Annotated in this window: 21 protein-coding genes and 1 tRNA gene; 14 read left to right on the top strand and 8 right to left on the bottom strand. The window is 63.0% G+C overall.

Going from position 1 to position 26,387, the window contains the following annotated elements:
• Positions 1–55: 55 nt before the first annotated feature.
• Positions 56–805 (bottom strand): SDR family NAD(P)-dependent oxidoreductase, encoded by a 750-nt coding sequence (locus tag HWE01_RS17060; protein WP_008325277.1) that lies wholly within the window; start codon positions 803–805, stop codon positions 56–58.
• Between the two features lie 283 nt (positions 806–1,088).
• Between HWE01_RS17060 and HWE01_RS17055 the strand changes: the two genes are divergently transcribed.
• Together HWE01_RS17055 and HWE01_RS17050 are read left to right on the top strand one after the other, a co-directional pair.
• The gene (locus HWE01_RS17055; RefSeq protein ID WP_241822395.1) at positions 1,089–1,976 is read left to right on the top strand and encodes a LysR substrate-binding domain-containing protein; all 888 of its coding nucleotides are present in this window, start codon (positions 1,089–1,091) and stop codon (positions 1,974–1,976) included.
• An 86-nt stretch (positions 1,977–2,062) separates the two neighbouring features.
• Positions 2,063–4,108 (top strand): transketolase family protein, encoded by a 2,046-nt coding sequence (locus HWE01_RS17050; protein WP_502798452.1) that lies wholly within the window; start codon positions 2,063–2,065, stop codon positions 4,106–4,108.
• A 570-nt stretch (positions 4,109–4,678) separates the two neighbouring features.
• Here the strand turns inward: HWE01_RS17050 and HWE01_RS17045 are convergent.
• A complete protein-coding gene (locus HWE01_RS17045) occupies positions 4,679–4,888 on the bottom strand; it encodes a cold-shock protein (RefSeq protein ID WP_006461922.1) in 210 nt (69 codons plus the stop codon).
• Between the two features lie 417 nt (positions 4,889–5,305).
• On the opposite strand from HWE01_RS17045, the gene HWE01_RS17040 reads away from it, so the two are divergent.
• From HWE01_RS17040 to trmB, 5 genes are all read left to right on the top strand, one after another.
• Positions 5,306–8,245, top strand: coding sequence for an HD domain-containing phosphohydrolase (locus HWE01_RS17040; protein ID WP_241822394.1), 2,940 nt, complete (start codon positions 5,306–5,308; stop codon positions 8,243–8,245).
• Between the two features lie 126 nt (positions 8,246–8,371).
• Positions 8,372–9,025 (top strand): alanyl-tRNA editing protein, encoded by a 654-nt coding sequence (locus HWE01_RS17035; RefSeq protein ID WP_008325268.1) that lies wholly within the window; start codon positions 8,372–8,374, stop codon positions 9,023–9,025.
• A 74-nt stretch (positions 9,026–9,099) separates the two neighbouring features.
• Positions 9,100–9,267 (top strand): hypothetical protein, encoded by a 168-nt coding sequence (locus HWE01_RS17030; RefSeq protein ID WP_175344293.1) that lies wholly within the window; start codon positions 9,100–9,102, stop codon positions 9,265–9,267.
• A gap of 94 nt (positions 9,268–9,361) precedes the next feature.
• Positions 9,362–9,435 (top strand) — tRNA-Gly (locus HWE01_RS17025).
• 81 nt (positions 9,436–9,516) lie between these two features.
• Positions 9,517–10,236, top strand: a complete 720-nt coding sequence (gene trmB, locus HWE01_RS17020) for a tRNA (guanosine(46)-N7)-methyltransferase TrmB (protein WP_008325264.1) — start codon at positions 9,517–9,519, stop codon at positions 10,234–10,236.
• 250 nt (positions 10,237–10,486) lie between these two features.
• Here trmB and HWE01_RS17015 read toward each other — a convergent pair whose 3' ends face one another.
• The 4 genes from HWE01_RS17015 to HWE01_RS17000 all read right to left on the bottom strand — a co-directional run bounded on the left by HWE01_RS17015 (position 10,487) and on the right by HWE01_RS17000 (position 16,063).
• Positions 10,487–12,055 carry a methyl-accepting chemotaxis protein gene (locus HWE01_RS17015; RefSeq protein WP_241822393.1) on the bottom strand — a complete coding sequence of 523 codons (1,569 nt, stop codon included), beginning with the start codon at positions 12,053–12,055 and terminating at the stop codon, positions 10,487–10,489.
• 226 nt (positions 12,056–12,281) lie between these two features.
• Positions 12,282–14,135 (bottom strand): DNA helicase RecQ, encoded by a 1,854-nt coding sequence (gene recQ / locus HWE01_RS17010; RefSeq protein WP_241822392.1) that lies wholly within the window; start codon positions 14,133–14,135, stop codon positions 12,282–12,284.
• 38 nt (positions 14,136–14,173) lie between these two features.
• Entirely contained in the window at positions 14,174–15,046 is an 873-nt protein-coding gene (locus HWE01_RS17005; protein ID WP_008325259.1) for an undecaprenyl-diphosphate phosphatase, read from the bottom strand.
• A 162-nt stretch (positions 15,047–15,208) separates the two neighbouring features.
• Positions 15,209–16,063 (bottom strand): undecaprenyl-diphosphate phosphatase, encoded by an 855-nt coding sequence (locus HWE01_RS17000; RefSeq protein WP_008325258.1) that lies wholly within the window; start codon positions 16,061–16,063, stop codon positions 15,209–15,211.
• 502 nt (positions 16,064–16,565) lie between these two features.
• Here HWE01_RS17000 and HWE01_RS16995 point away from each other — a divergent pair.
• On the top strand, positions 16,566–16,733 hold the full coding sequence (locus HWE01_RS16995; RefSeq protein ID WP_008325257.1) for a hypothetical protein: 168 nt from the start codon (positions 16,566–16,568) through the stop codon (positions 16,731–16,733).
• Here HWE01_RS16995 and HWE01_RS16990 read toward each other — a convergent pair.
• Positions 16,730–17,041, bottom strand: coding sequence for a YkgJ family cysteine cluster protein (locus HWE01_RS16990; protein WP_241822391.1), 312 nt, complete (start codon positions 17,039–17,041; stop codon positions 16,730–16,732). The two genes, HWE01_RS16995 and HWE01_RS16990, sit on opposite strands and share 4 nt — an antisense overlap.
• 145 nt (positions 17,042–17,186) lie before the next feature.
• Between HWE01_RS16990 and HWE01_RS16985 the strand changes: the two genes are divergently transcribed.
• The 3 genes from HWE01_RS16985 to HWE01_RS16975 all read left to right on the top strand — a co-directional run bounded on the left by HWE01_RS16985 (position 17,187) and on the right by HWE01_RS16975 (position 18,982).
• Positions 17,187–17,816 (top strand): TetR/AcrR family transcriptional regulator, encoded by a 630-nt coding sequence (locus HWE01_RS16985; RefSeq protein ID WP_175344296.1) that lies wholly within the window; start codon positions 17,187–17,189, stop codon positions 17,814–17,816.
• Between the two features lie 149 nt (positions 17,817–17,965).
• Positions 17,966–18,631, top strand: coding sequence for a protein-L-isoaspartate O-methyltransferase family protein (locus HWE01_RS16980; RefSeq protein WP_241822390.1), 666 nt, complete (start codon positions 17,966–17,968; stop codon positions 18,629–18,631).
• Between the two features lie 27 nt (positions 18,632–18,658).
• Entirely contained in the window at positions 18,659–18,982 is a 324-nt protein-coding gene (locus tag HWE01_RS16975) for a rhodanese-like domain-containing protein (protein ID WP_175344297.1), read from the top strand.
• 157 nt (positions 18,983–19,139) lie between these two features.
• Here HWE01_RS16975 and HWE01_RS16970 read toward each other — a convergent pair whose 3' ends face one another.
• The gene (locus tag HWE01_RS16970) at positions 19,140–19,784 is read right to left on the bottom strand and encodes a TetR family transcriptional regulator (RefSeq protein ID WP_175344298.1); all 645 of its coding nucleotides are present in this window, start codon (positions 19,782–19,784) and stop codon (positions 19,140–19,142) included.
• Positions 19,785–20,378: 594 nt separating this feature from the next.
• Between HWE01_RS16970 and HWE01_RS16965 the strand changes: the two genes are divergently transcribed.
• From HWE01_RS16965 to HWE01_RS16955, 3 genes are read left to right on the top strand one after another with little or no spacing between them, the layout of a single operon-like run.
• The gene (locus HWE01_RS16965) at positions 20,379–21,587 is read left to right on the top strand and encodes an efflux RND transporter periplasmic adaptor subunit (protein WP_008325245.1); all 1,209 of its coding nucleotides are present in this window, start codon (positions 20,379–20,381) and stop codon (positions 21,585–21,587) included.
• A 10-nt stretch (positions 21,588–21,597) separates the two neighbouring features.
• Positions 21,598–24,744 (top strand): efflux RND transporter permease subunit, encoded by a 3,147-nt coding sequence (locus HWE01_RS16960; protein WP_034349630.1) that lies wholly within the window; start codon positions 21,598–21,600, stop codon positions 24,742–24,744.
• A 2-nt stretch (positions 24,745–24,746) separates the two neighbouring features.
• Complete coding sequence (locus HWE01_RS16955) at positions 24,747–26,198, top strand: efflux transporter outer membrane subunit (RefSeq protein ID WP_283817520.1); 1,452 nt, start codon at positions 24,747–24,749, stop codon at positions 26,196–26,198.
• The last annotated feature ends 189 nt before the right edge of the window (positions 26,199–26,387 follow it).

Raw genomic sequence — 26,387 nt, 5'->3', positions numbered from 1 at the left:
CTCATGGTGGGAATCGATGAAGCCGCGCCGGCCGCTACGCCGGCGCCAGAACAACTCAATGGATCAGCATGCCGCCGTTGACGTCCAGCGTGATGCCGGTGCAGTACTGCGACAGGTCGCTGGCCAGGAACACGCATACGCCGCCCACATCCTCCGGCCCGCCCAGGCGGCCCAGGGGAATGGTCTGGGCGATCTCGGCCTTTTTCTCCGCGCTCAGGATGTCCTTGTTGATGTCGGTCGAGATGAGACCTGGCGTGACGCAATTGACGCGGATGCCTTCCGGTCCGAACTCGCGCGCCATGGCGCGCGCCAGCCCCAGTACCCCGGCCTTGGCCGCCGAATAGTGCGGACCGCCCAGAATACCGCCACCGCGCTGGGCCGACACCGAGGAGATGCACACGATGGAACCGCTCTGCTGCGCGCGCATGGCCGGCAATACGGCCTGTGACATGTAGAGCGTGCCGCGCAGGCTGACGTCGAGGATACGGTCGTAGTCCTTGCCGCTGATGTCGAGAAACCTGGCCGGCTGGGTGATGCCGGCATTGTTGACCAGGATATCGATGCGACCGAACTGCTGCAGCACGACCTGCGCCGCCGCCTCGCAGGACGCCTTGTCGGTGACGTCGGCCACCAGGCCCAGATGACCCTCGCCCAGGCGAGCCGCTGCCGTCGAGGGCTCGGCGCGTTCCAGATCGAGGATGACGACGCGTGCGCCTTGTGCGGCCATCAGGCGCGCGGTGGAAAATCCCAGGCCGTTGAGGCCGGCGCCGCCGGTGATGACGGCGACTTTGTTCTTGAGCAGCATGGTGTGGTCTCCTGAAAGTGGCATGCGAACGAGCAACAGCGAAGACCTGCGCCACCTCGCCGACCGGCGGCTTGCGCTGCCATGGCGCCCGTGGATGGGTGTCTGCCTGTTGTTCTGGCGGCGATCTTCGAACTTTCATCCGACGCCGACAAGTGATGCTTTGTCATGGAAATGTGACGAAGCTTCATCTGCCGCATCGATGCGCTAAAATCGGCCGCACGCCCACGCCGGTGCATGCTGTAGCGCAGCAGAATCCTTCACAAGAGCAAAAAACCGAGACACCATGATTCCTCCATTGACCTCCCTGATGGCCTTCGAGGCGATCGCGCGCAGGAAGAGTTTCAACCTTGCCGCTGCCGAACTGCACCTGACGCCCTCGGCCATCAGCCACCAGGTCGCGCGACTGGAAAAGCTGCTGGGGCTGCGTCTGTTCGAGCGCTCCACCAAGGGGGTGGAACTCACGCCGGCAGGGCAGAGCTATCTCAACCGGGTGGCCGGTGCGCTCGGTGCGATCAATTCGGCCACCGACGATCTGCGGCATGGCGTGGAGAATTCGCTACAGATCCACTCCAGTCCCAGCTTTGCCAGCCTCTGGCTGATGCCGCGCATCGGCCGCTTCACGCAGCGCCATCCGGAGATTGCCTTCGGCTTGTCGGCCTCGCCGGAAATATCCGATTTCGAGATCGGACAGGTGGACCTGGATATCCGCTGTGGCGTGCCGCACTGGCCGGATCTGGAAATCGAACCGGTGCTGTCGGAGCAGGTGATTCCGATGGCCAGCCCGGACTTCCTCGCACGTCACCGCATCGAGACACCGGAAGACCTGGTGCGGGCACCGCTGATCCAGTCGCGCGGCAGTCTGCTGCAATGGCCGGAATGGTTTGCCCGCCACGCACCGGACCTGCGCCCGGAACGCATCGCACTGCGCTTCGACCGCGCCATGATGAGCATCGAAGCGGCGGTACAGGGATTGGGCGTGGTCTTCGAGAGCAACGCCTTCGGTGCCGGCCATCTGGCCAGCACTCGCCTGCAGCCGGTGTTTGCCGAGGGCATGACACTGGAGATCACGCAACACTTCGCGGTCTGTCCGGCGCGCAACAAGTCGCGGCCTGAGGTGGTGCTGTTCCTGCAGTGGTTGCGCGAAGAGAGCGGAACGATTTCGTCTAGTTGAAGCCAATTCAGCCAAGCCTGAATTTTCATCGCTTGCCTGCATGTGCACTGCGCGCCAAGAATAAGCCTCCACCATTACAACGGAGACTGACGCACCGCCCCGCCACCGGGTCGGCGCGCCTTGCTGTCATGACCCCACATCCCCTGCAGCCGCTGGCGCATGCCATCCGCTTCCTGTCCATCGATGCCATCGTGCGTGCCACCGAGGGCCACCAGGGCGTTCCGCTGGGCATGGCCGAGATCGCCACGGCCCTGTATGCGCGCCATCTGCGCTTTCATGCGGACGACCCGACCTGGCCTGACCGCGACCGCGTGGTGCTCTCCAATGGTCACGGCTCGATGCTGCTCTACAGCCTGCTCTACCTCACCGGTTACGAACACATCACGCTGGAGGAACTGCGCAACTTCCGCGAGTTCGGCTCGCACTGCGCCGGCCATCCGGAATACGCGCCGCATCTGGGCATCGAAGTCACCACCGGTCCGCTCGGCCAGGGCATCGCCAATGCCTTGGGCATGGCCGTGGCCGAGGCTTATCTGAATGCGCGTTTCGGCGACGACATCGTCAACCATCGCACCTATGCCTTCGTCGGCGACGGCTGCCTGCAGGAAGGCATCGGCCAGGAAATGATTTCGCTGGCCGGTCACCTGCGTCTGTCCAAGCTCACCCTGCTGTGGGACGACAACCAGATCACCGACGATGGCGCCACCGAGCTCTCCATCAGCGAGAACGTGGCCGAGCGCTTCCGCGTGGCGGGCTGGCATGTGGTGGAAGTGGACGGGCACGATATCGATGCCGTCTCGCGCGCACTGGATGCCGCACACGCCTCGGACCGGCCTTCGATGATCGCCTGCCGTACCGTCATCGGACGTGGTATCCCGCGCGTGCAGGGCCAGCGCGGCGGTCACAGTGCCCGCCTGTATCCGGAGGATGCCCAGGCCGCACGCGCGCTGCTGCAATGGCCGCATGCGCCCTTCGAGATTCCACCGGAGATCCTCTCGCCGTGGCGCGGATTCGGTCAGCGCCATCGCGATGAACATGCGGCCTGGCAGCGGCGTCTGCAGGCCCTACCGGCGACACAACGCGCCGAATTCGAACGCCTCCTGCGCGGTGACTTGCCCGACCGATGGCAGGACGTGTTGCTGCAATTCAAACGCACCGCGCATGAGCCCGCGCAGGCGCAAGGCGGCATCCTGATCTCGGCCGCCCTCAACCAGTTGCTGGCCGAAGTGATCCCGGAACGCATGGTCGGCTGCGCCGATCTCGAAGCACCGACCGCGCACAAGGGTTCGCTCAACGCCTTTACTGCCGCCGACCGCAGCGGTGCCTACGTGCATTGCGGGGTGCGTGAACATGTGATGGGCGCGATGGCCAATGGCATGGCCGCGCATGGCGGCGTGATCCCGCTGGCCGTGACCTATCTGGCCTTCTCGGATTACGAACGCCCGGCCATGCGCATGGCCGCGTTGATGGGCTTGCCGGTCAAGTTCGTGTTCAGCCATGACTCCATTGGCATCGGCAAGAACGGGCCGACACATCAGCCGGTGGAAATCCTCGCCGCGCTGCGCGCCATGCCCAACATGCTGGTGATGCGTCCGGCCGATGCCAGCGAGGTGGTGGAATGCTGGGAAGTCGCCATGCAGCACCGGAGCGGGCCGGTGAGCATGGTGTTGGCTCGACAAAGCTTGCCGCCGGTACGCAAGCGTTTCGAGGTGAGCAATCTGAGTGCGCGCGGCGGCTATGTGCTGGCAGAGGCGCAATGCGGGGCGCGCCAGGTCACCTTGCTGGCCACTGGCTCGGAGGTCGCCATCGCCTGCGCTGCGCGCGATCTGCTCGAAGCCCGTGGCGTGGCTACGGCGGTGGTCTCACTGCCATGCTGGGAATTGTTCGACCAGCAGGACAGCCACTATCGTCACGCCGTGCTGGGCAGTGATACGGTGCGCGTGGGGATAGAGGCGGCGCTGCGCTTTGGCTGGGATCGCTACCTGGGGGAGCGCGGTGGTTTCGTCGGCATGACGGGATTCGGCGCACCGGGACCGGCCGATGTGCTGTACCGGCATTTCGGGATCACGCCGGAGGCGGTGGTGGCGCAGGCTTTGCAGCTGCTGGATGGCGCGCAGGTGCAGGCGGATTAAATCATTTATATCGTTTATCCGGTTCCAGAACGCAAAAAGCCCATCTGAAACCAGATGGGCCGTTCATTGATTAACGCTGGATTCCCTCATGACCCTGGCGATCTGCCAGGTGCTGCGAGAGTGCCCTGCCCGGTCTATCTGGCCGGTGCGGTCGCAATCCAGGTAGTGGGCCTGCTCCCACTCAATCTGTGAGTGCGAGCAGGCCCATGTGTTGTGGACCGGAAGCCGCCGTTGGTGCGGTCCGGTGTCACGCTTCTACGAGCGATTAATTAACTATTTGCTACACGGCTTGCGCCGTGATCGACGCGCCCCTGCCGTCAAAGTTCACCTGCCCGCACTATCTGCACGGCCACAGGGGAGTCTCTGGCAAGGGCGACGCCCTGCGCTGCCCTCTCCTTCGGAACCGACCCTCCCTGGCTATCTGCCAAGTGAGCGTCTGCGAAAGAATTCGCGCCGACATGAAAGGGCTGCGGAGTCTGCCGGCCTGGTCCCTGGAGCGTATGGAATTCCGGGGACGTTCAGGCGCGGACAGCGGGGATATCCTGCTTCGCTTGCGCGAAAATCGCGGTCTTAGATGACCTTGATGTTGGTAGCCTTTTCACCCTTGGGGCCGACACCGCGGTCGAAGGACACGCGCTGGTTTTCCGACAGGCTGCGGAAGCCGTTGGACTGGATGTCCTGGAAGTGCGCGAAGACGTCGGCACCGCCGGCATCAGGAGTGATGAAGCCGAAGCCCTTGGCATCGTTGAACCATTTGACTACGCCGGTTTGAGTGCTCATGTTTGTTTCCTCTGGAAAGTTTGGGACGAATGAAGGCATCTGCCTGGAAGGCACTTGAAACCAAGAACTGAAACCGAAGGAAAGAAAACAGAACGACCGAGGAGGGAACGACAGTCAGGCGGAATTGGAACCAACAAGAATACAACTTGATGCAAGTACAAGTCGTATTGTACACCAATTGCTACAACGTGCCGTGATCTGTTGATAAATGTGTGGTTTTTCTGTCGGCATGTCCGGCGTGTCGCCGCCACCGGGCCACGCCCGCAGACGCCGCGTGACCGCTTTTTGCTGGCCCAACGTAATTCCGGTATATTGACGCGGAGATAAAAGAGGCCGTGTCCCGTTGTGCGCCGGTGGGTGGGCGGCGCCGATGGCATCGCGGGTTCCGCTGCATGTCACCCAGTCACTGCGTGCTCGATGCCCCTTCCCGAACGCCCCTTGTTTGATCCCTCTGATGACGACGCCACCGTGCCTGGTCTGCCGGTGCGCTTCGGCATTTCCGCACTGGTGATGGCGGGCATGGTCCTGCTGGCGGTGGTGCTGGTCTCAGTAGGCTGGTGGGGGGCACGCCAGGTGCTGCTGGACATGGCCGAGCGTTCCGCCGAGGATGCCGGGCGCATCATGACCGAGCGCTCGCGACGCATCATCGACCCTGCCGTGGCCACGCTGCGCCAGCTGGCCTTCGATCCGATCACCGAATCCACCCGGCTTGATGAGCGCCTCACGCGCATCGCGGCCTTCTCCATCGACCTGGTTGCCAATCCGCTGGTGTCGGCGGTCTACGTGGGCTATCCCAATGGCGACTTCCTGCTGGTGCGCTCGCTGCGGGGTGCGGAGCAGCGCGCTTTCTTCTCCGCGCCGACTGCATCGGCTTTCCTCGTGCAGACCATCGTGCACGATGCCCACGGTGCGCAGCACGGGCAATACCGCTTCTACGACGCCGAACTGAAACTGCTGAGCCTGCGCGACGAGGCCGGCTATCGCTTCGACCCGCGCACGCGCCCCTGGTACGCCACGGCGGACCGTTCGCTGATCCCCTCCATCTCCGCCCCTTACGTATTTTTCACCACGCGCCAGATCGGTATCAGCCTGTCGCAGCGTGCCCGCAACACCGATGCCGTGGTGGCCATCGACATGACACTCGATGACCTCGCCGCCAGTCTGGGCAACCTGCGCCTGACGCCCCACAGTGAGCTGGCGCTGGTGGACGAGAACCAGCGCGTGATCGCCTACAGCGACATGGCGCGCGTACTGGAGCAGGACGGCGAGCACTTCCGTTTCCGGGGCCTGCCGGAGCTGGATGTACCGAGCCTGTCGCACCTGGCCGAGCGCGCACGGGATGGCCAGACCAGCACGCTCTACAGCGTGGGCGGACGGGAGTGGCTGGGTCTGTCATTGCCCTTCAATGTCATCGACGGCCATGCCCTCAAGCTGCTCATTGCGGCCCCCGGCGACGAGCTGCTGGGCCAGCTCGACCGCAATCGCAAGACCCTGGTACTGGTGGCCTTTCTGGTGGTGCTGGCCTTCCTGCCATTGGGGTGGTGGGCCGGACGCGCCATCGGCCGCAGCATGGAGCGACTCGCCCTGCGGGCCGGACGCATGTCGCGCTTCGACTTCCGCATCCAGAACCGGCGTCGCAGCACCCTGCGCGAGATCAACATGCTCACCGACATGGTGGACCACGTGAGTCTGACGGTAGAAGCCTTCCTCGACATCAGCGCCATCCTCAGTACCGAGACGCATGTCGAAGAAATGCTGCAGCAGGTGCTGGAGAAGTTCGTGCAGGCCACGCGCTGCGACGGTGGCGCGGTCTATCTGTGGCAGCGCGAGGGCAGCCAGATGCAGCGGGCTGCGGCCTATGGCCAGCAATGCGGCCTGGCCGACAGCATGGCTTATGACGAGCAGGGCGCAGAGGCTGCCGGGGCCGCTTGTGCACTTGAAGCACGCGAGACCGAGGATGGCCGCCTGCGGGTGGAGCTGGATCTGCGTGGCCGCGATGGCTCGCTTGAAGGTCTGCTGGTGCTCATGCACGCCCATGACAGCGCCCACGAGGATCCGCGCTTCCTGGCCTTTGCGCGGCGTCTTTCGGGCATGCTGGCCGTGGCCATCGAGACACGTCAGCTGATCGCCGCACAAAAGGCGCTGCTGGAGTCCCTGATCCGTCTCATGGCCGATGCCATCGATGCGAAGAGTCCCTACACCGGTGGCCACTGCGAGCGGGTACCGCACCTGGCCATCCAGTTGGTGGACCGGCTGGCGCAGGAAGACCAGGGCCGCTATGCCGACTTCCGGCTCGACGAAGACCAGCGCTATGCCTTCCAGCTGGCCGCGCTGCTGCACGACTGCGGCAAGGTCACCAGTCCCGAGCACATCGTGGACAAGGCCACCAAGCTGGAAGTGATCCACAACCGCATCCATGAAGTGCGCATGCGCTTCGAGGTTCTGTGGCGTGATGCCGAACTGGATCTGCTGCGCGAGCTCTACACCACCCTGCCCCCGGCCCAGGCCGAAGCCTGGCGCGTGCAGCTGCAACAGCGCCGACAGCAGTTGCGCGAGGATTTTGCCTTTGTCGCGCAGTGCAATGTTGGCGGCGAGGCCATGTCGGACGAGGCCATCGCACGCCTGCGCCAGATCGCCACGCAGACCTGGCAGCGTCATTTCGATGACAGCCTGGGTCTGGCTGACGAAGAGAGCCGGCGGCTCGCCGCCGCGCGTGGCGCTCAGGTGCAGCAGGTGCTTCCCTGCACCGAGCAGTTGCTGGCCGATCGTCCCGAGCACGAGGTGGCCTGGGAAGAGGGGCACCGCCCGCCGGTTGAACGGGGCGATCCGCGCAATACTCTGGGCTTCGACATGCGCTTGCCGCAGGTCCGGCAGAACATGGGCGAGCTGCACAACCTGACGGTACGGCGCGGCACGCTGACCGAGGAAGACCGCTTCGCCATCAACAACCACATCGTGCAGACGCTGGTGATGTTGAAGCGCCTGCCGTGGCCGGACTCGCTCAAGAGCGTGCCCGATACCGCTGCCAATCATCACGAGAAGATGGATGGCAGCGGTTATCCGCGCCGCCTGCGCGCAGCCGAACTGCCCTTGCAGGACAGGGTGATGGCGCTGGCCGACGTCTTCGAAGCGCTGACCGCAGCGGACCGTCCTTACAAGCCGGCCAAGACCTTGTCGGAATCGCTGCGCATCATGGCCAGGATGTGCCGGGAGCAGCATCTGGATACGGAACTGTTCCGCTACTTCCTGCACAGTGGCTTGTGGCGCAGTTATGCCGATGAACTGCTGAGGGCGGAGCAGCGGGATGCGGTGGATATTGCGGCCATTGAAGACCTGCTTGACCCGCAGCCTGCCTGAATCCCGTGATGCGAAGCGTGAGTCCGCTTTCAGCGTAGAATTTGTGCACCTGTGTTTGGCGTCTCGCGCGTGACACACTTGCGCCGATGTGCCGTACCGATCAACTGTTGCCATGTGCTCCCGATCATGACTTGCAAAATTTTCTGGTCCGCTCCCTACCAGACCGAACTCGATACGATGATCAGCGCCGTTGATGGGGACCGGGTCCAAGTGGCGCAGACGATCTTTTTCGCTTTTTCCGGTGGGCAGGAGAGTGACGTCGGTACGCTGGGCGGCCATCCCGTGCTGCAGGCGGAGAAGCGCGAGCAAGACATCGTCTACACGCTGCCATCGGGCCATGGACTTCAGGTCGGCGATGCGGTTCGCCTGCAGATCGACTGGGCGCGGCGCTATCGCCTGATGCGCCTGCACTTCGCGGCCGAGATGGTGTTGCAGCTGGTCTACCAGATGCGTCCCGGCATCGAACGCATCGGCGCGCATATTGCCGTGGACAAGGCGCGCGTGGACTTCGCCAGCGAAACCAGCCTGGCCCCGCTGTTCCCGGCCATCGAGGCGGCGGCGCGGCAACTGGTGGCGGCGGACCGGCCCATCGTCACGGCCTTCAGCGACGAAGCGGCCGGGCGGCGTTACTGGGAAGTGGAAGGATTTGCGCGCATGGCCTGCGGCGGTACGCACCCACGCACCACTGCCGAAGTGGGAACGATACGGCTCAAGCGCAAGAATACCGGGCGCGGCAAGGAGCGCATCGAGATTCTGTTGGATGAGCTTGGGCAGGCGTGAAGAAGGAAATACCAGGCCGTTTCGAAAACAAGATCATCATCAGGGCCAACAAACCCTGGCAGGAGCCACACATCATGAGCGAACGTCGCGTCCCTCCCGTCGGTCCGGTCCGTGGTATCCGTCCACTCTCCGAGGTGGGTATCAAGAGGACTTATTTCCGGCAATTGAATCAATGGCGCAAAATGTCCGAGCAATATGCCAAAGCCAGGAAGGCGCGTGAGACCAAGGAGCAGGATAAATAAATTGCGCAACGGAATTGGCTCAGGATCAACAAGCCAATCTGACCGCACCAAGGTTTGCCCGCGCAATAGAATCCCGCGTAAAATACCGGCTCTCGCGGGTGTAGCTCAATGGTAGAGCAGAAGCTTCCCAAGCTTAAGACGAGGGTTCGATCCCCTTCACCCGCTCCAGATCGCTTCCCTGCGGCCCTCTTCGCCCGTCCCTGACCGGCGCGACTGTGCGGGCCGCGCCTCAATTGCTTCGAGTCATCCATGTCTGAAAACAAATCCGGCAAGCCGCTGTTCTACGATCCCAGCGAGCGCCGCATCCGCAGTTTCGTCACCCGCGCCGGGCGCGTGTCGGTCGCGCAAGGACGCGCACTGGAAGAACTCGGACCGCGCTTCCTCGTCCCCTACGACAAGGCCCCGCTGGACCTGGATGCCACCTTCGCACGCCAGGCACCGACCATCCTCGAAATCGGCTTCGGCATGGGCGAAACCAGCGCCAAGATCTCGGCCCTGATGCCCGAGAAAAACTTCATCGGCGTCGAAGTCCATACCCCCGGCGTGGGCAGCTACCTCAAGCTGATCGGCGAAGGCCAGCTGGAAAACGTCCGCATCATCCAGCACGATGCCGTCGAAGTGCTCACCAACATGATCGCCCCCGAGTCCCTGGCCGGCGTGCATGTGTTCTTCCCCGATCCCTGGCACAAGGCGCGCCACAACAAGCGCCGCCTGATCCAGTCGCCCCTGGTGCAACTGATCAGCACCCGCCTGGCCCCCGGTGGCTATCTCCACTGCGCCACCGACTGGGAAGAATATGCCATCCAGATGCTCGAAGTCCTGTCGGCCGAACCGACCCTGAAAAATACCGCGACCGATCCGTCCGGCTACGTCCCGCGTCCGCATTACCGCGATACCACCAAGTTCGAAAACCGCGGCCTGCGCCTGGGTCATGGCGTGTGGGATCTGGTGTTCGAAAAGCGCGCCTGAATACCTGCGCCGCATGCACGATTGAAACTCTCGAACGTGCATGCAGCAGATGATGAGCAAAAGTGATCACCGACAGGAATCCCTCCGGGGATGATCAAAAGCGATCACCTGGAGTGATCACCCGAAGTTCAGCAGAGGACCAGCAGAAGACCCGCAAAAATGCGCTTCAATGGCATGCCACCAAGGCATGCCATTTTTATTTCTGTTTTTGTTTCCATGGCCATTGCCATTGCCATTGTTTGCGATGGCTTCACTGGAGCTTGAAGACCGCCACCGCGCGCGACAGCGACTCCGCCTGGAACTGCAGGCTTTCTGCTGCTGCCGCCGCTTCTTCCACCAGCGCCGCATTCTGCTGCGTGACACCGTCCATCTGCACCACGGCCTTGTTGACTTCATCGATGCCGGCGCTCTGCTCGCGGTTGGCGACATTGATGTCATCCATGATGGCAGCCACCTTGTGGATGGCGCTGATGATCTCGTCCATGGTGCCGCCCGCGCCATTGACCAGCGCCGACCCGGCATTGATCTTGTCGACCGAATCATCGATCAGTGCCTTGATCTCACCCGCCGCCGTGGCACTGCGCTGGGCCAGGCTGCGCACTTCCGAGGCCACCACGGCAAACCCGCGGCCCTGCTCCCCTGCACGCGCGGCCTCCACCGCCGCATTGAGCGCCAGAATGTTGGTCTGGAAGGCAATGCCATCAATGACGCTGATGATCTCGACGATGCGATGAGAACTCTCCTCGATGGCCTGCATGGTCTGGACCACCGCCCCCACCATCTCGCCCCCCTTGCGCGCCACCCCCGAGGCCTGGTCCGCCAGTTGATGAGCCTCATGGGTGTTCTCGGCATTCTTCTGCACGGTAGAGGTGATCTCTTCCATCGAGGCCGCGGTCTCTTCGAGCGAGCCCGCCTGCTCTTCGGTGCGCTCGGAGAGGTCACGGTTGCCGCTGGCAATCTGGGTAGCCGCCACCGTGATGGCACCGGTGCCGCCGCGTACTTCGGAGACAATGCCGGCCAGGTTGTCGTTCATCTCCTTGAGCGAGCGCAACAGCTGCGCGGTCTCGTCCTTGCCGCGAATGACGACCTGTGAACGCAGATCGCCCGCGGCTACCGTCTGCGCAATCTGCACCGCTTCGCCAAGCGGACGCACGATGCTGCGCACCAGTGTCCAGGTGATGGCCAGGCCCAGCAGCAGCGACAGGCTGATCGAAAGCAGCAACAGCACACGCGCCTGCTGAAAGTCGGAGAGACTGTCGGCATTGACAGCGTCGCGCTTCTTGCGGCTCTGTTCGAGGACCGCCGTGACGATGTCGTCGATCATCTTGGTCGGTAGCCGGTCAACCCCCTTGACCTGCGCATCCACCCGCCCGACCGCGGCCGGATCGTCGGAGGCGTAGAGCTTGAGGGCCTCCAGGTAGCGATCAAGCAGCTCGGCGTGGGCTTGCCTGGCCTTGCGGACTGTCCCTGCATCCATGCCGATGCGCGGCATCAGCGCTTCGAGGGAACTGAGCTGCTTCTGGGTGGCGGCGCTTTCATCGATGAAAGCCTGACGATACTTGGTGAAGGCCGCAGGGTCCTTGCCGCGCAGCAAGGTATTTTTCCACTCCTGCACCTGAATCTTGAATTGCACCTGCGCACTGCGGGCGGCGTCCACCGCCTGCTCGATGAGCGCGCCGGTTTCCATGGCCTGTGCGCCCTGCCCGTAGACTTCGCCGAGCACCATCACGCCGCGTACACCGACAAAGGCGATGGCCGCCAGCAACAGCGCCGACAGCATGCCCAGACGTACGCCTATCTTCAGATCATTGAGTTTCATGCGGCCCCCCCGGCTCACCTTCGTTGGTGTTGAACTCGATTCCCCGTCGTCGATGATATCGCCAGGCAGCCGCTGCAAGCTCACGAAATGGCCGGTAAAAGTGCTTTATGAAGGAAAGCTGTGTTGCACCTGCAACGCAGGCCGCAAACGCCCGTCAGGACGCCACGGCGATAATGCAGTCAGGCAAGGAAATGAAGAGAATTGACGATGATCGAACGGCGTCCGATCAGGTGCCGGCCGACTCCATGTCGGCAATCAGGGCGATGATCTGGGCGCCATAGGTCTCCAGTTTCTTCTCACCCACGCCGGTGACGTGGCGCAGCGCATCCAGCGACTGCGGCCGCGCCTTGGCGATCTCGCGCATGGTGGCATCGTGGAAGATGACGTAGGCCGGCACGTTGTGTTCGCGCGCCGTCTCCACGCGCCACCAGCGCAGCTTCTCGAAGAGCGCCTGTTCTTCGCTGCTGAGGTTGGTCTCGACGAAGCCGGAGCGCTGCGAGCTGCGCTTGGCCTTCTCCGGCTTGCGGTAGCGGCGCAACTGCACCTGCTGCTCGCCGCGCAGTACCGGGCGGGCGGCTTCGGTGAGCTTCAGGGCGCTGTAGTTCTCGGCGTCCACGGTCAGCAGACCCAGGGCGATCACCTGGCGCAGGATGGCACGCCATTCAGCCTCGCCGCGATCACTGCCGACACCAAAGACGGAAAGCTGGTCGTGACGCCACTGCTTGACGCGTTCGCCATCGATGCCGCGCAGCACCTCGATCACATGGCCGGGCGCAAAGCGCTGCTCGACGCGGTAGACGGTAGAGAGCAGCTTCTGCACCTCGACCGTGGCATCGAAGGAAACCGGTGGCGTGAGGCAGGTATCGCAATTGCCGCAGGGGCTGGATTGCTCGCCAAAATAATCCAGCAGGTGCACGCGCCGGCAGTGCAAGGTCTCGCACAGAGACAGCATGGCGTCGAGCTTGGTGCCGAGCACGCGCTTGAAGGTTTCGTCGGCTTCGGATTCGTCGATCATGCGGCGCTGCTGCACCACATCCTGCAGGCCATAGGCCATCCAGGCGTCGGCAGGCAGGCCGTCGCGGCCGGCGCGTCCGGTTTCCTGGTAATAGCCTTCCACGCTCTTGGGCAGGTCGAGGTGGCAGACGAAGCGCACGTCGGGCTTGTCGATGCCCATGCCGAAGGCGATGGTGGCCACCATCACGATCTTGTCTTCGCGCAGAAAGCGCGCCTGGTTCCTGGTGCGCAGCGCATAGTCCATGCCGGCGTGATAGGCCAGCGCATTGAGGCCCTCGCCGCGCAGGAACTCGGCAGTCTCCTCGACCTTCTTGCGCGAGAGACAGTAGACGATGCCGGCATCGTCCGGATGTTCGCTCTTGATGAAGTCCAGCAACTGCTTGCGGCCGTTGGCCTTCTCGACGATCTGGTAACGGATGTTGGGACGGTCGAAGGAGGAAACGAACTGGCGCGCATCTTCCAGTTGCAGGCGGTGGATGATTTCTTCGCGGGTCTGCTGGTCGGCGGTGGCCGTCAGCGCGATGCGCGGCACCTGCGGGAAGCGCTCGTGCAGGATGGAGAGCTTGATGTATTCCGGACGGAAATCATGGCCCCATTGCGAGACGCAGTGCGCTTCATCGATGGCGAACAGCGAGATGCGGGCCGACTCCAGCAACTCCAGACAGCGCGGCGTCATGAGGCGTTCTGGGGCGACATAGAGCAGATCCAGATCCCCCTGACGCAGGCGCCGCTCGATTTGCAGGGCTTCGTCGAAACTCTGGGTGGAATTGAGGAAGGCGGCGCGCACCCCGACTTCGGCCAAGGCATCGACCTGGTCCTGCATCAGCGCGATCAGCGGCGAGACCACCACGCCCGTGCCCGCGCGCAGCAACGCCGGGACCTGGTAGCAGAGCGATTTGCCGCCGCCGGTGGGCATGAGCACCAAGGCATCCCCGCCACCGGCGACGTGCTGGACGATCTCGCCCTGATGACCGCGAAAGGACGAGTAGCCGAACACCGTTTCCAGCACGTGCAGTGCACGTTCCTGCTGGGTGGCGCCGGGAGGCAGGGAATCGAAATCGACCATGGAGAAACCTGAAGCTGCTGCGTAGCAAAGGCGCTATTTTATTGCAGCCAGCCCCGTGACACCGCCAACAACAGGAAAACACCCAGCGCAGCTCGATAGACGATGAAGGGCCATGTCGAGAAACGCTCCAGGAATTTCATCAAGCCCCAGATGGCGACAAAAGCCGAGACACTTGCCACGACCAGGCCGAACAGCAGCACGCCCCAGGCTTGCAGCGGGATATGCGCATGCAGCAGCACGGCCAGCTCTTTCAAGCCAGCCAGCGCGATGGCAGGCAAACCCAGCAGGAAGGAAAAGCGCGCGGCTTCCTCGCGACGGAAATTCAGGAACAGCGCGGCGGTGAGCGTGGAGCCGGAACGCGAGACCCCCGGGATGAGCGCACCGACCTGTGCCAGCCCGACGATCATGGCATCGCGCAGGCGCATCTGGTCGACACTGCGGCGATGGCGGCAGACCAGTTCCGAGATCGCCAGCAGCACCGCCATGACGATGCAGGACCAGCCGATCACGGAGAGGCTGCGCAGCGGCGAGCCGCAGGCGTTGAGCACGTGCGACAAGGCCAGTCCGGCAATGCCGATGGGAATGGTGGCCAGGAGAATGGCCACGGCCAGCCTGAACATGGGATCGGTGAAATCGCGGCGACGCCAGGCAGCCAGGCTGCCACCGGTCACCGCCGTCACATCGCGCCGGAAGTAGCTGATCACGGCGGCCAGCGCCGCCAGCTGCATGGCGGCGGAAAAGGCCGAGCCCGGATCATGCCAGCCCAGGAAGGCCGGTACCACGCGCATGTGGGCGGTCGAGGAAATGGGGAGCAGTTCGGTGATGCCCTGGACGATGCCGAGAAAACCGATCTGCGCGTAACTGAGGGAGGCAAAGCCGATATCAAGCCCGGCGCTGCAGACGTTGGCCATGGGGTGTGCTCTGAAGGGAGTTGGCGAAAAGAATGTTGTGAACCGGTGCCGGCAGCAAGGCCGGCCACGGGTGCTGCAGTGTACCGCGCCCGCCGGGGCGCTGGCTGACAGGCGCCTGACGCCCGCACAGGCATGCGCTGTGCGATGTCAGGCGCCGGTGGATCACTCCACCCAGGCGACCACGCCGGTATAGGCAGTCACCAGGACGATGATGCCGAAGACGATGCGATACCAGGCGAAGATGGTGAAATCGTGCGAGCTGATGTAGCGCAACAACCAGCGCACGCACAGGAAGGCCGAGACGAAGGCGGCCACGGTGCCCACGGTGAACAGCGGCACGTCGGCGGCCGACAGCAGGGCGCGTTCCTTGTAGAGCGAATAGAGGGTGGCGGCGAAGAGCGTGGGGATGGCCAGGAAGAACGAAAACTCGGTGGCCGCCTTGCGCGACAGGCCGAACATCATGCCGCCGATGATGGTGGCGCCCGAGCGGCTGGTACCGGGGATCAGGGCGAAGGCCTGGGCGATGCCGACCTTGAGGGCGTCCAGGGCGGTCATGTCGTCTACCGTTTCGACGCGGGCCGAGGCCATGCTCATGCGGTCCTTGTTGCGACGCTCCACCCACAGGATGATGAGGCCGCCGACGATGAAGGCGATCGCCACCGAGACCGGGTTGAACAGCATTTCCTTGATGCGGCGACTGAACAGCAGGCCCAGGATGGCCGCCGGCAGAAAGGCGATGATCAGGTTGATCACCAGGCGCTGCGCCTTGCGGTCGGTGAACAAGCCGGTCAACACGGCAGCGATGCGCGCACGGTACTCCCAGCACACCGCCAGGATGGCGCCGGCCTGGATGACGATCTCGAAGACGTCGGCCTTGTCCTTGGAAAATTCGGGACCCGTGAACTGCAACAGGCTGTTGGTCAGGATCAGGTGGCCGGTGGAGGAAATGGGCAGGAATTCGGTCAGGCCTTCGACGATGCCCATGATGAGCGCCTTGAGCGCGAGGAGAGTGTCCATACGGGTGCTGTGAGTGGCTGTGGTGGTGGGGTTGAAGGGAAATGAAGGAAATTGCTGCTACCGGGCCCGAAAGCCCGCCAATTCGGCCCTCCGGGCGCCTGGATACGCAAACGGGTGAAGCAATCTCCCGTTTTTGGGTGGCCGGCAACCGTCAAGCACGGTCACGGGGCCGCCCAAACCCGGGCAGGACGGTTTGCGTTGCCATCAAGCGGCCTTTGGACCTCACCTGTATGCAGAAAGTGCACTCGGTGCGCTGCAACAAAAGCGGATTTTACCTTAGCAGGGTGACAAAACTCGCGTTTTCCTGTCAGCCATTCGCACGAAGCTGACTTTTCATTCATCCCGTCCCCTGCGGGGCAGGAGCGGGATCTTTCGCCGGGACCCGGATCAGGACACATCGGCCCCGTATCAGCGCTCATTTGATGCCAAACTCGCCAGATGATGCCGATCCGTGGTACAAAGGCAGGGTTCCTCCCTCCCTTTTATCGATTCAGGAGCAGCGGTGCATCATCGACACGAAGAAAGTACTGCCGATCTGAAGGAGCTGACCACCATCGCTCCCATCAGCCGTGAAGCCCATGCCGCCCACCTCAAGGAAAAGGTGGATACCCGGCGGCTCATCGAGGATATTCGCGAAGAAGCGCGACGGCGGCGCGAGGAAGCCTTCTAGAGCGGCGTCCTGCCGCCTCGGGCGTCCTCTTCCGGTCGCCGGCCAGCCTTGCTGCCCGGCGAGGTCAGCGTCTCCAGTTCACTGAGCCAGGTAATGGCCTGGCTGCGGTTCTGCCCACACATCTCCGGCGAAGGCTGCAAGCCGGCGCAGAAGGCCGGACGCTCCGGCTGGCCGAAGATCTTGCAGCGCATGTCCTCCCCCAGTTGCACACAGGGCACATTGGCCGGCTTGCCATGCGGCATGCCGGGAATCGGGCTGGTGATGGAGGGGGCGATGCAGCAGGCGCCGCATGCGTCTCGGCAGTTCATGGGCTTTCCTGGTGGCCGGTGGTACGCGGGGACTGCATTGTAGTGCATCGTGCTCTCTGCGGCATGCGTGGAGGGCTTGCGCTGCTCGCTTGACGCCGGCGCGATTTGCCACTTACAGTGCCCCGTCCCGGTAATCTTGTTTCTCATGTCAGCATCGGCCAAAGAACCGCGTTGGGAACGACGCAAGCAGGACCGCCCCCAGGAGTTGCTGGCGGCGGCTCTGGAGTTGTTCGTCGAACGCGGCTATGCCGCCACCCGCCTGGAAGACGTGGCGGCCCGCGCGGGCGTCTCCAAGGGCACGCTCTATCTCTACTTCGACGGCAAGGAAAGCCTCTTCAAGTCGGTGGTGCGTACCAACATGCTGCCCCTGCTGGACCAGGCCGAGGCGCGCATCGAGGGCCATGCCGGCAGCAGCGGCGAACTGCTGCGCGAGCTCATCATGCACTGGTGGCAGGCCGCCTCGCACTCCGGCGTGATGGGTATTGCCAAGCTGATGGTGGCCGAATCCGGCAACTTCCCCGAGCTGGCGCGCTTCTACCATGACGAGATCACCGCCCGCGGCGACGCCACGGTGGTACGCGTGCTCGAACGCGGCATGGCGCGCGGGGAATTTCGCCGCATCGATGCCCAGGCGATGAAGAAGGTCATCATCGCCCCCCTCATCATGCTGATGCTATGGGAACGCTCACTCGCACCCTGCGCGGCCGATCCCATCGATCCGCAAGCCTACCTGCAGAGCATGATCGACCTCTGCCTGAATGGACTGAACACCTGATGCCAGCCTGACACGCTCGCATTGCATTGAGGAAAACCCGCAACACAAGCCGGCCGCTGGGCTTATTCCCCCACAGATGGGCTGATTAGGGCGGCGGTGTTTGCTAAAATGCTGCCTTTCCGTCGCAATTGATTAATCGAGCCACCGCCATGAATATCGAACAAGCCCGCTTCAACATGATCGAGCAGCAAATCCGCCCCTGGAACGTGCTGGCGCAGGATGTGCTGGACCTGCTGATGGTCGTCAAGCGAGAAGAATTCGTCCCGGCCGCCTATCGCAGCCTGGCTTTCTTCGACACCGAGATCCCGCTGCCGGGTGGTGAAAACATGCTGGCTCCCAAGATCGAAGCGCGCATCCTGCAGGAAGCCAATGTGAAGAAGCACGAATACGTGCTGGAAATCGGCGCAGGCTCGGGCTACATGGCGGCCCTGCTGGCCCACAAGGCCCGTCACGTGACGACCGTGGAAATTTCCCCCGAACTGAAGGCCCTGGCCGAGCAGAACCTGGCCGACTACGGCCTGGCCAATGTGGACGTGCAACTGGGCAATGGCGCGCAGGGCTGGACCGGTGCCGACGGCAAGGCAGCTGAATACGACGTCATCGTCATCTCCGGCTCGCTGCCGGTGCTGCCGGAAGCCTTCGGCAAGCAGCTCAAGATCGGTGGCCGCCTGCTGGCCATCGTCGGCTCGGCCCCGGTGATGGAACTGCAACTGATTACCCGCACCTCGGAACACGCCTTCGAGACCGTCAATATCGTGGAAACCCTGGCCAAGCCGCTGCATGCAGCGATTACGCCGTCCCACTTCACGTTCTGAGCCGGCAGGCCGAGACAGGAAAGCATCATGGAGCATATCTCTGCCCCGGAACTGGCGGCCTGGATCAACGATCCGGATCGCCCCACGCCCCTGCTGCTGGATGTGCGCGAGCCCTGGGAACACCAGACCTGCCACATCACCGGTTCGCAGCTGGTCCCGATGAACACCATTCCCGGCCGCTTCTCGGAGCTCGATGAAGAGCAGCCGGTGGTCTGCATCTGCCATCACGGCGGACGCAGCATGCAGGTGGCGGCCTTCCTGGAGCGCCAGGGCTTTACCAGGGTGATCAACCTGAGCGGCGGCGTACATGCCTGGGCCAATGAGGTCGACCCCGCGATGCCGACCTACTGATCCGGTCTATCGCTTCATATCGCACTCTGGCCGGCGGGCGTCATGCACATGGCGCAGGCCGACCAGACGGGGGCCGGGTTCTCCGGCCTGCCTGATTTTCCCTGTTTTTTTGCTTTTTACTTCATATCGCCTGAGAACCGCCCGGGTCTTGAGGGATTCAGTCCGGCTGCACCTTCTGCAGGGACGGCGCGGTCTTGAGGGTATGGAGCGAGGCCGCCAGGATGCGTTCGCCGTCCTTGACCAGGTCGAAGCTGTCCGGCGAAAAGAACCAGTCGGTGAGCAAGCCACTGAAGGTGGCATGCGCCGCCAGGCAGGCCAGGCGGATATCCAGCGTGACCGGAAGCTGACCGCGCGCAACCGCGTTGAGCAGGATCTGCTCCAGTCGCAACAGCCCATCCACATGGCATTCGCGCTGGCGGATGAGGATGGGGTCGTGGGCGTCGGCGAATTCGCACTTGTTGAAGATGATGTCGAACACGCGCCGGCAGCGCTCGTCCGTCGCAGCCATGGTCAGCACATAGACACCGCTGCGCAGGAACTGGCCCAGCGGATCTGCGACCTGCGGGCTGGCGTTCTCCTCCAGTACCGCTTCCATGGGCAGGCGCACGCGCTCGCACATGGCGTCGAACAGATCGCTCTTGTTCTTGAAATGCCAGTAGATGGCCCCGCGCGTGACCTCGGCCGCCTTGGCCACGTCGGCCAGCGAGGTCTGGGAGACGCCGCGCTCATGAAACACCTGCTCGGCCGCATCAAGGATGCGGGAACGGGTTTCCAGCGCTTCTTCCTTGGTCGATCGGGCCATGTCAGCAAGCTCCGGCAGAAAGAACGATGACGCCGCCCATCAGGCCCGCCATCCCATGCGCATGTTGCAAATGCACATCATCCGGCGCGGACGCATATTCGTCAAAGGCTTCATGTGCGCAGCAATGGTCATGAAGAAATAAGTGAGATTCATGCACAATATCAGGGCCTCTGTTTCGTCTTCCTGGCAGCGCGGCAACACCCGCTGTGCAGAGGGAAGAGCTCAGGTTCTCGGCAGCGAAGACGGCATCTGAGTCCCTTTCGCACGGAAATGCAAGGTATCGCTCATATTTTGCTACGCCGTCTCGAACAATTTTGTTAAATTAATGTGATGTTGAGAAGAAATACATACATTCATGGATGTATGTATAATAGCATCCGCTTCAAGTCCCTGCCGTTCATCAAGTGCAAAAAAATTCATCACCCTGGCCGCGAGGCCGGTGGGGATCTTTTGCATTGCAACAACCTGCGCCCTGGAACATCCATCCCCTCCGACTGTGGATGACAGGGTCAGCATCATCGTCGTGACCGGTTCTACGGCATTCGTTTCATCGCCGCCCTGGCGGCTTCAACTTTACTTTCGTGCGAGATATCTATGAGCTCAGTCAGTCGTTTCACGCGCCTCACCATGACCGTCGCCGTTGCCGCCGCGCTGGTTGCCTGCGGACAGAAACCCGCCGCGCAAGGCGGCCCGATGCCGCCGGCCGAAGTCTCGGTGGTGACCATCACCCCGCAGCGCGTGGCCATCACCAATGAACTGCCGGGCCGGGTGGAAGCCTTCCGCGTGGCGCAGGTACGCGCACGGGTGGCGGGCATCGTGCAAAAGCGCGTCTTCAAGGAAGGCAGCGAGGTCAAGGCAGGCCAGGTGCTCTTCAAGATCGATCCGGCCCAGTACAAGGCCAGCCTGGAAAGCGCACAGGCCACGCTGGCACGCGCCCAGGCCAACCTGACCCAGACTTCGCTGACCGCGCAGCGCTACAAGCCGCTGGTGGAAGTCAATGCCGTCTCCAAGCAAGAATATGACAACGCCGTGGCGGCCCAGAAGCAGGCCGAAGCCGACGTGGCCGCCGGCAAGGCGGCCGTGCAGACGGCCAGCCTGAACCTGGGCTATGCCACCGTGACCTCGCCCATCTCCGGCCGTATCGGCCGCGCGCTGGTGACCGAGGGCGCCCTGGTGGGCCAGGGGGATGCCACCCAGCTGGCCCTGGTGCAGCAGCTCGATCCGATCTATGTCAACGTGACCCAGTCCAGCGCCGATCTGTTGAGGCTGCAGCAGGCCATGGCGGCCGGCCAGTTGAAGAAGGTCGGCGACAACAAGGCCAGCGTGACCCTGGTGCTGGAAAACGGCCAGCCCTACGACCAGCCGGGCAAGCTGCTGTTCTCCGATGTGAGTGTGGATGAAAGCACCGGTTCGGTCTCGCTGCGCGCCGAATTCCCCAATCCCAAGCGCCTGCTGCTGCCGGGGACCTATGTGCGGACCAAGATCGAGCAGGCTGTCGATGAGCAGGCTCTGCTGGTGCCGCAACAGGCTGTGATGCGCGACGCCGGCGGTTCGATCGTGATGGTGGTCAATGCCGAGAACAAGGTCGAACCGCGTCCGGTCAAGACCGGCGGCGCACGCGGCAACAACTGGCAGATTCTCGATGGCTTGAAGGAAGGTGATCGCGTGATCGTGGAGGGTCTGCAGAAGGTCCGCCCGGGCGCCACCGTCAAGCCGGTCCAATGGAGTCCCGCGGGCGCTCCCGCCGCTGCTGCCGGCCAGCCGGCCAAGCAGGACGCGAGTGCCCAACCGAAAGCTAACTAAGAGGCTGCAGATGGGAAAGTTCTTTATTGATCGCCCCGTATTTGCGTGGGTGCTAGCGATCTTCATCATGCTGGCCGGTGCGCTGGCCATCACCGGCTTGCCGGTATCCCAGTACCCCAACATTGCGCCGCCGACCATTGTGGTCACGGCCACCTATCCGGGTGCAACCGCACAGACCCTGGACGATTCGGTGACCAGCCTGATCGAACAGGAAATGAACGGCGCCGACGGCCTGCAATACATCGAGTCGCAAAGCCAGGCCAACGGCCAGGTGCAGATCACCATCACCTTCTCGCCGGAAACCAATCCGGACCTGGCGGCGGTGGATGTGCAGAACCGCTTGAAGCGCGTCGAGGCCCGCCTGCCGGCGGCCGTGACGCAACAGGGCGTGCAGGTGACCAAGTCGCGTTCCAACTTCCTGCTCTTCATCGGTTTGTCTTCCACCGATGGCAAGCTTGATCCGGTGGCGCTGGGTGACTATCTGTCGCGCAATGTCCTGAACGAAATCAAGCGCGTGCCCGGTGTCGGTCAGGCGCAGCTGTTCGGTACCGAACGCGCCATGCGCATCTGGATCGACCCGAACAAGCTGATCGGCCTGAGCCTGACTCCGGCCGACGTAACGGCGGCCATCCAGGCACAGAACGCACTGGTGGCCGGCGGTACCCTGGGCGCCTTGCCCAGCCCGGGCACCCAGCAGATCGCCGCCACCGTGGTGGTGAACGGTCAGCTGACCTCGCCCGAGCAGTTCGGCAACATCGTGCTGCGCGCCAATGCCGATGGCTCCAGCGTACGCCTGCGCGATGTGGCCCGCATCGAAGTCGGTGGCCAGAGCTATGACACGTCCGGTCGCCTGGATGGCAAGCCGTCCTCCTTCATCGGCGTGCAGCTCTCGCCCACTGCCAATGCGCTGGGTACTGCCACGGCCGTGCACAAGAAGATGGAAGAGCTGTCCAAGTACTTCCCGGCGGGCGTGAAATACACCATCCCGTACGACACTTCCAAGTTCGTCAAGATCTCGATCGAGGAAGTGGTCAAGACCCTGATCGAAGCCATCGTGCTGGTGTTCCTGGTGATGTTCCTGTTCTTGCAGAACATCCGCTACACCATCATCCCGACCATCGTGGTGCCGGTGGCGCTGTTGGGGACCTTTGCCACGCTGCTGCTGTTCGGCTTCTCGATCAACGTGCTGACCATGTTCGGCATGGTGCTGGCCATCGGTATCCTGGTCGATGACGCCATCGTGGTGGTGGAGAACGTCGAACGCATCATGAGCGAGGAAGGTCTCTCGCCTGCCGACGCCACCCGCAAGGCCATGGGTCAGATCAGCGGCGCGCTGATCGGTATCACCCTGGTGCTCATCGCAGTGTTCATCCCGATGGCCTTCTTCGGTGGCGCGGTGGGGGCGATCTATCGCCAGTTCTCGCTGTCGATGGTGGCCTCGATGGTGTTCTCGGTGCTGATGGCCTTCACGCTCACGCCGGCGCTGTGCGCGACCATCCTCAAGCCGGTGGAAAAGGGGCATCACCACGAGAAGAAGGGCTTCTTCGGCTGGTTCAACCGCAAGTTCAACACCACCGCCAATGGCTACCAGGGCTTGATCGCTCGCATGCTGGGCAAGGCCGGGCGCTACATGATCGTCTACGTGGTCATCGTGGCGTGCGTGGGCCTGCTGTATGTGCGCCTGCCGGCATCCTTCCTGCCCAACGAAGACCAGGGCTACATCATCACCAACGTGCAGCTGCCGCCGGGCGCGAGTACCGCGCGTACTACCGAGGTGGTCAAGCAGATCGAGCAGTACTATCTCAAGGATCCGGCGGTGGAGCATGCCATTGCGGTGCTGGGTTACTCGTTCTCCGGTAATGGCCAGAACGCGGCACTGGTGTTTACTCCGCTGAAGGACTGGTCCGAGCGCGACAAGTCGCAATCGGCTGATGCGATTGCTCACAAGGCATTCGGCACCTTCTCGCGGATCAAGGATGCGATCGTCTTCCCGCTGAACCCGCCGCCGATTCCGGAACTGGGCAATGCGACCGGCTTCACCTTCCGTCTGCAGGACCGCGCCGGTCTGGGTCACGCTGCACTGGTGCAGGCCCGCAACCAGATCCTGGGCATGGCGGCCCAGAGCAAGGTGCTGGCCGGGGTGCGTCCGGAAGGTCTGGAAGATGCGCCGCAGCTGCAACTGGACATCGACCGCGACAAGGCCAATGCGCTGGGCGTACCGTTCTCGACGATCAACAGCGTGCTCTCCACGGCGCTGGGTTCGGCCTATGTGAACGATTTCCCCAACCAGGGCCGTCAGCAGCGCGTGATCGTGCAGGCCGATGCCAATCGCCGCCTGCAACCTGAAGATCTGACCAACTTGTACGCCCGCAACGCCAATGGCGGCATGGTGCCCTTCTCGGCCTTCGTGACCGCGAAGTGGATCAATGGTCCGGTGCAGCTGATCCGCTACAACGGCTATCCGGCCATGAAGATCGCCGGCGGTGCAGCCCCTGGCCGCAGTACCGGTGAAGCCATGGCCGAGATGGAATCCTTCGTGACCAAGCTGCCGCCGGGCTTCGGTTTCGAATGGACCGGCCAGTCGCTGGAAGAAAAGACCTCCGGCAACCAGGCCCCTGCCCTGTATGCGCTGTCGCTGATCGCGGTGTTCCTGGTGCTGGCCGCCTTGTATGAAAGCACCTCGATTCCGCTGGCGGTGATGCTGGTGGTGCCGCTGGGTATCCTGGGTGCGCTGCTTGGGGTGACGCTGCGCGCCATGCCCAACGACGTTTACTTCAAGGTGGGGATGATTGCAGTGGTGGGTCTGTCGGCCAAGAACGCGATTCTGATCATCGAGTTCGCCAAGGATCTGCAAGCGCAAGGCAAGGGCCTGATCGAAGCGACGCTGGAAGCGGTACACCTGCGCTTCCGTCCCATCATCATGACCTCGCTGGCCTTCATTCTTGGCGTGTTGCCGCTGGCCATCGCCTCCGGTGCCGGTTCTGCCAGCCAGCGCGCCATTGGTACCGGCGTGATGGGCGGCATGATTACCGCCACCGTGCTGGCAGTGTTCCTGGTGCCGATCTTCTTCGTGGTCGTGCGCAAGATTTTCAAGGGCAGCGAGCGTCAGCGCAAGTTTGACGCCGACCACTCGCCCAAGATTGATAGTGGAGAATGACAATGACCAATCTGTCGTTGCCGCGCTCGCCTCGCCTGCTGCAATTATGCGCAGCGCTGATGGTGGCCGGCGTACTGGGGGGCTGCTCGCTGGCCCCCACTTATGACCGTCCGCAAGCGCCGGTGGAAGCGGCCTATCCGGCCGATGCAGCAGGCCGTGCCGAGCTGCAGGCTGTCAATCTGGGCTGGCGCCAGTTCTTCCCGGACCAGCGTCTGCAGCAACTGATCGCCGCTGCGCTGGAGAACAACCGTGACCTGCGCACGGCCGTGCTCAACATCGAGGAAGCGCGTGCGCAGTATCAGATCGCCCGCGCTGATCTGCTGCCCAACCTGAACGTCACTGGCAGCGCTGCGCGCGCGCGTACTGCGGCCAGTCAGTCGCTGACGGGGCAGCCGTTCATCAGCAACAGCTATCAGGTCGGCCTGGCGGTGCCAGCCTACGAGCTGGACTTCTTCGGCCGCGTACGCAACCTGAAGGATGCGGCGCTGGCGACTTATCTCTCCACGGAGGAGGCCCAGAAGTCGGCACAGATCAGTTTGGTGGCACAGGTGGCACAGGCGTATCTGTCCGAGCGCTCCTATGCAGAACAGCTGCAGCTGGCCAATGACACCCTGAAGTCGCGCGAGACCGATCTCGACCTGGCAAAGCGGCGCTTCGACGTGGGCGCCAGTTCTGCGCTGGACTTCCGTCTGACGCAGACGCTGGTCGAGTCGGCCCGGGTGGCCAAGGCTCAGCTGGAGCGCCAGCGTGCGCAGGCCGAGAATGCGCTGACACTGCTGGTGGGCAAGAAGGTAGGGGATCTGCCGCCTGCGCAGTTGCTGTCGGATGAGAAGATCGTCACCGATATTCCGGCGGGTCTGCCGTCGGACCTGTTGATCAATCGTCCGGACATCCGTTCGGCCGAGCAGAGTCTGCTGGCAGCCAACGCCAACATCGGCGCGGCACGCGCGGCCTTCTTCCCGCGCATTTCGCTCACTGGCAGCTTCGGCAGTGCCAGCAGCACGCTGGGAGGCTTGTTCGAGTCAGGTTCGGGCGCGTGGAGCTTTGGTCCCTCGCTGTCTCTGCCAATTTTCGACTTCGGACGCAACAGCGCCAACCTGGATCTGGCCGAAGTACGCAAGAACAAGGCCGTGGTGACTTACGAGAAAACCATCCAGACTGCCTTCCGCGAAGTGGCTGATGCGCTGGTGGCGCGTGGTTCGCTGGAGGATCAGGTCAAGGCACAGGAGGCTTTCCTGGCGGCCCAGCAGGAACGCTTGAAACTGACCGACCTGCGCTTCAAGAACGGCATTGCGTCTTCGCTGGATCAGCTGGATGCGCAGCGTGATCTGTTCTCGGCGCAGCAGGCCTTGATTCAGGCGCGGCAGTTGCGCTTGAACAATGCGATTGATCTGTACAAGGCACTGGGCGGGGGTATCCATGAGAATACGGTGACGGTGGCGACGAAGCAGTAAGTCGTTGCCATGTCCGTATCATGATGATGCAGCCATGATGGAAATGAAGAAGCCGGCTCTGCCGGCTTTTTTATTGTCTGTCGTTTGGGTGTGCTTGCCGTGCCCGGTATGTGTGCGGGGATTCGGGTGGAATCTTAGATTTTTACCTGTGCATAAATTAACAGCCCTGGTGCGCAGTCAATCCGGCTG

The sequence above is a fragment of the Herbaspirillum sp. C7C8 genome, assembly GCF_022627875.1.
GTDB lineage: Bacteria > Pseudomonadota > Gammaproteobacteria > Burkholderiales > Burkholderiaceae_D > Herbaspirillum.
This window is presented reverse-complemented; position numbering and strand designations above follow the sequence as displayed.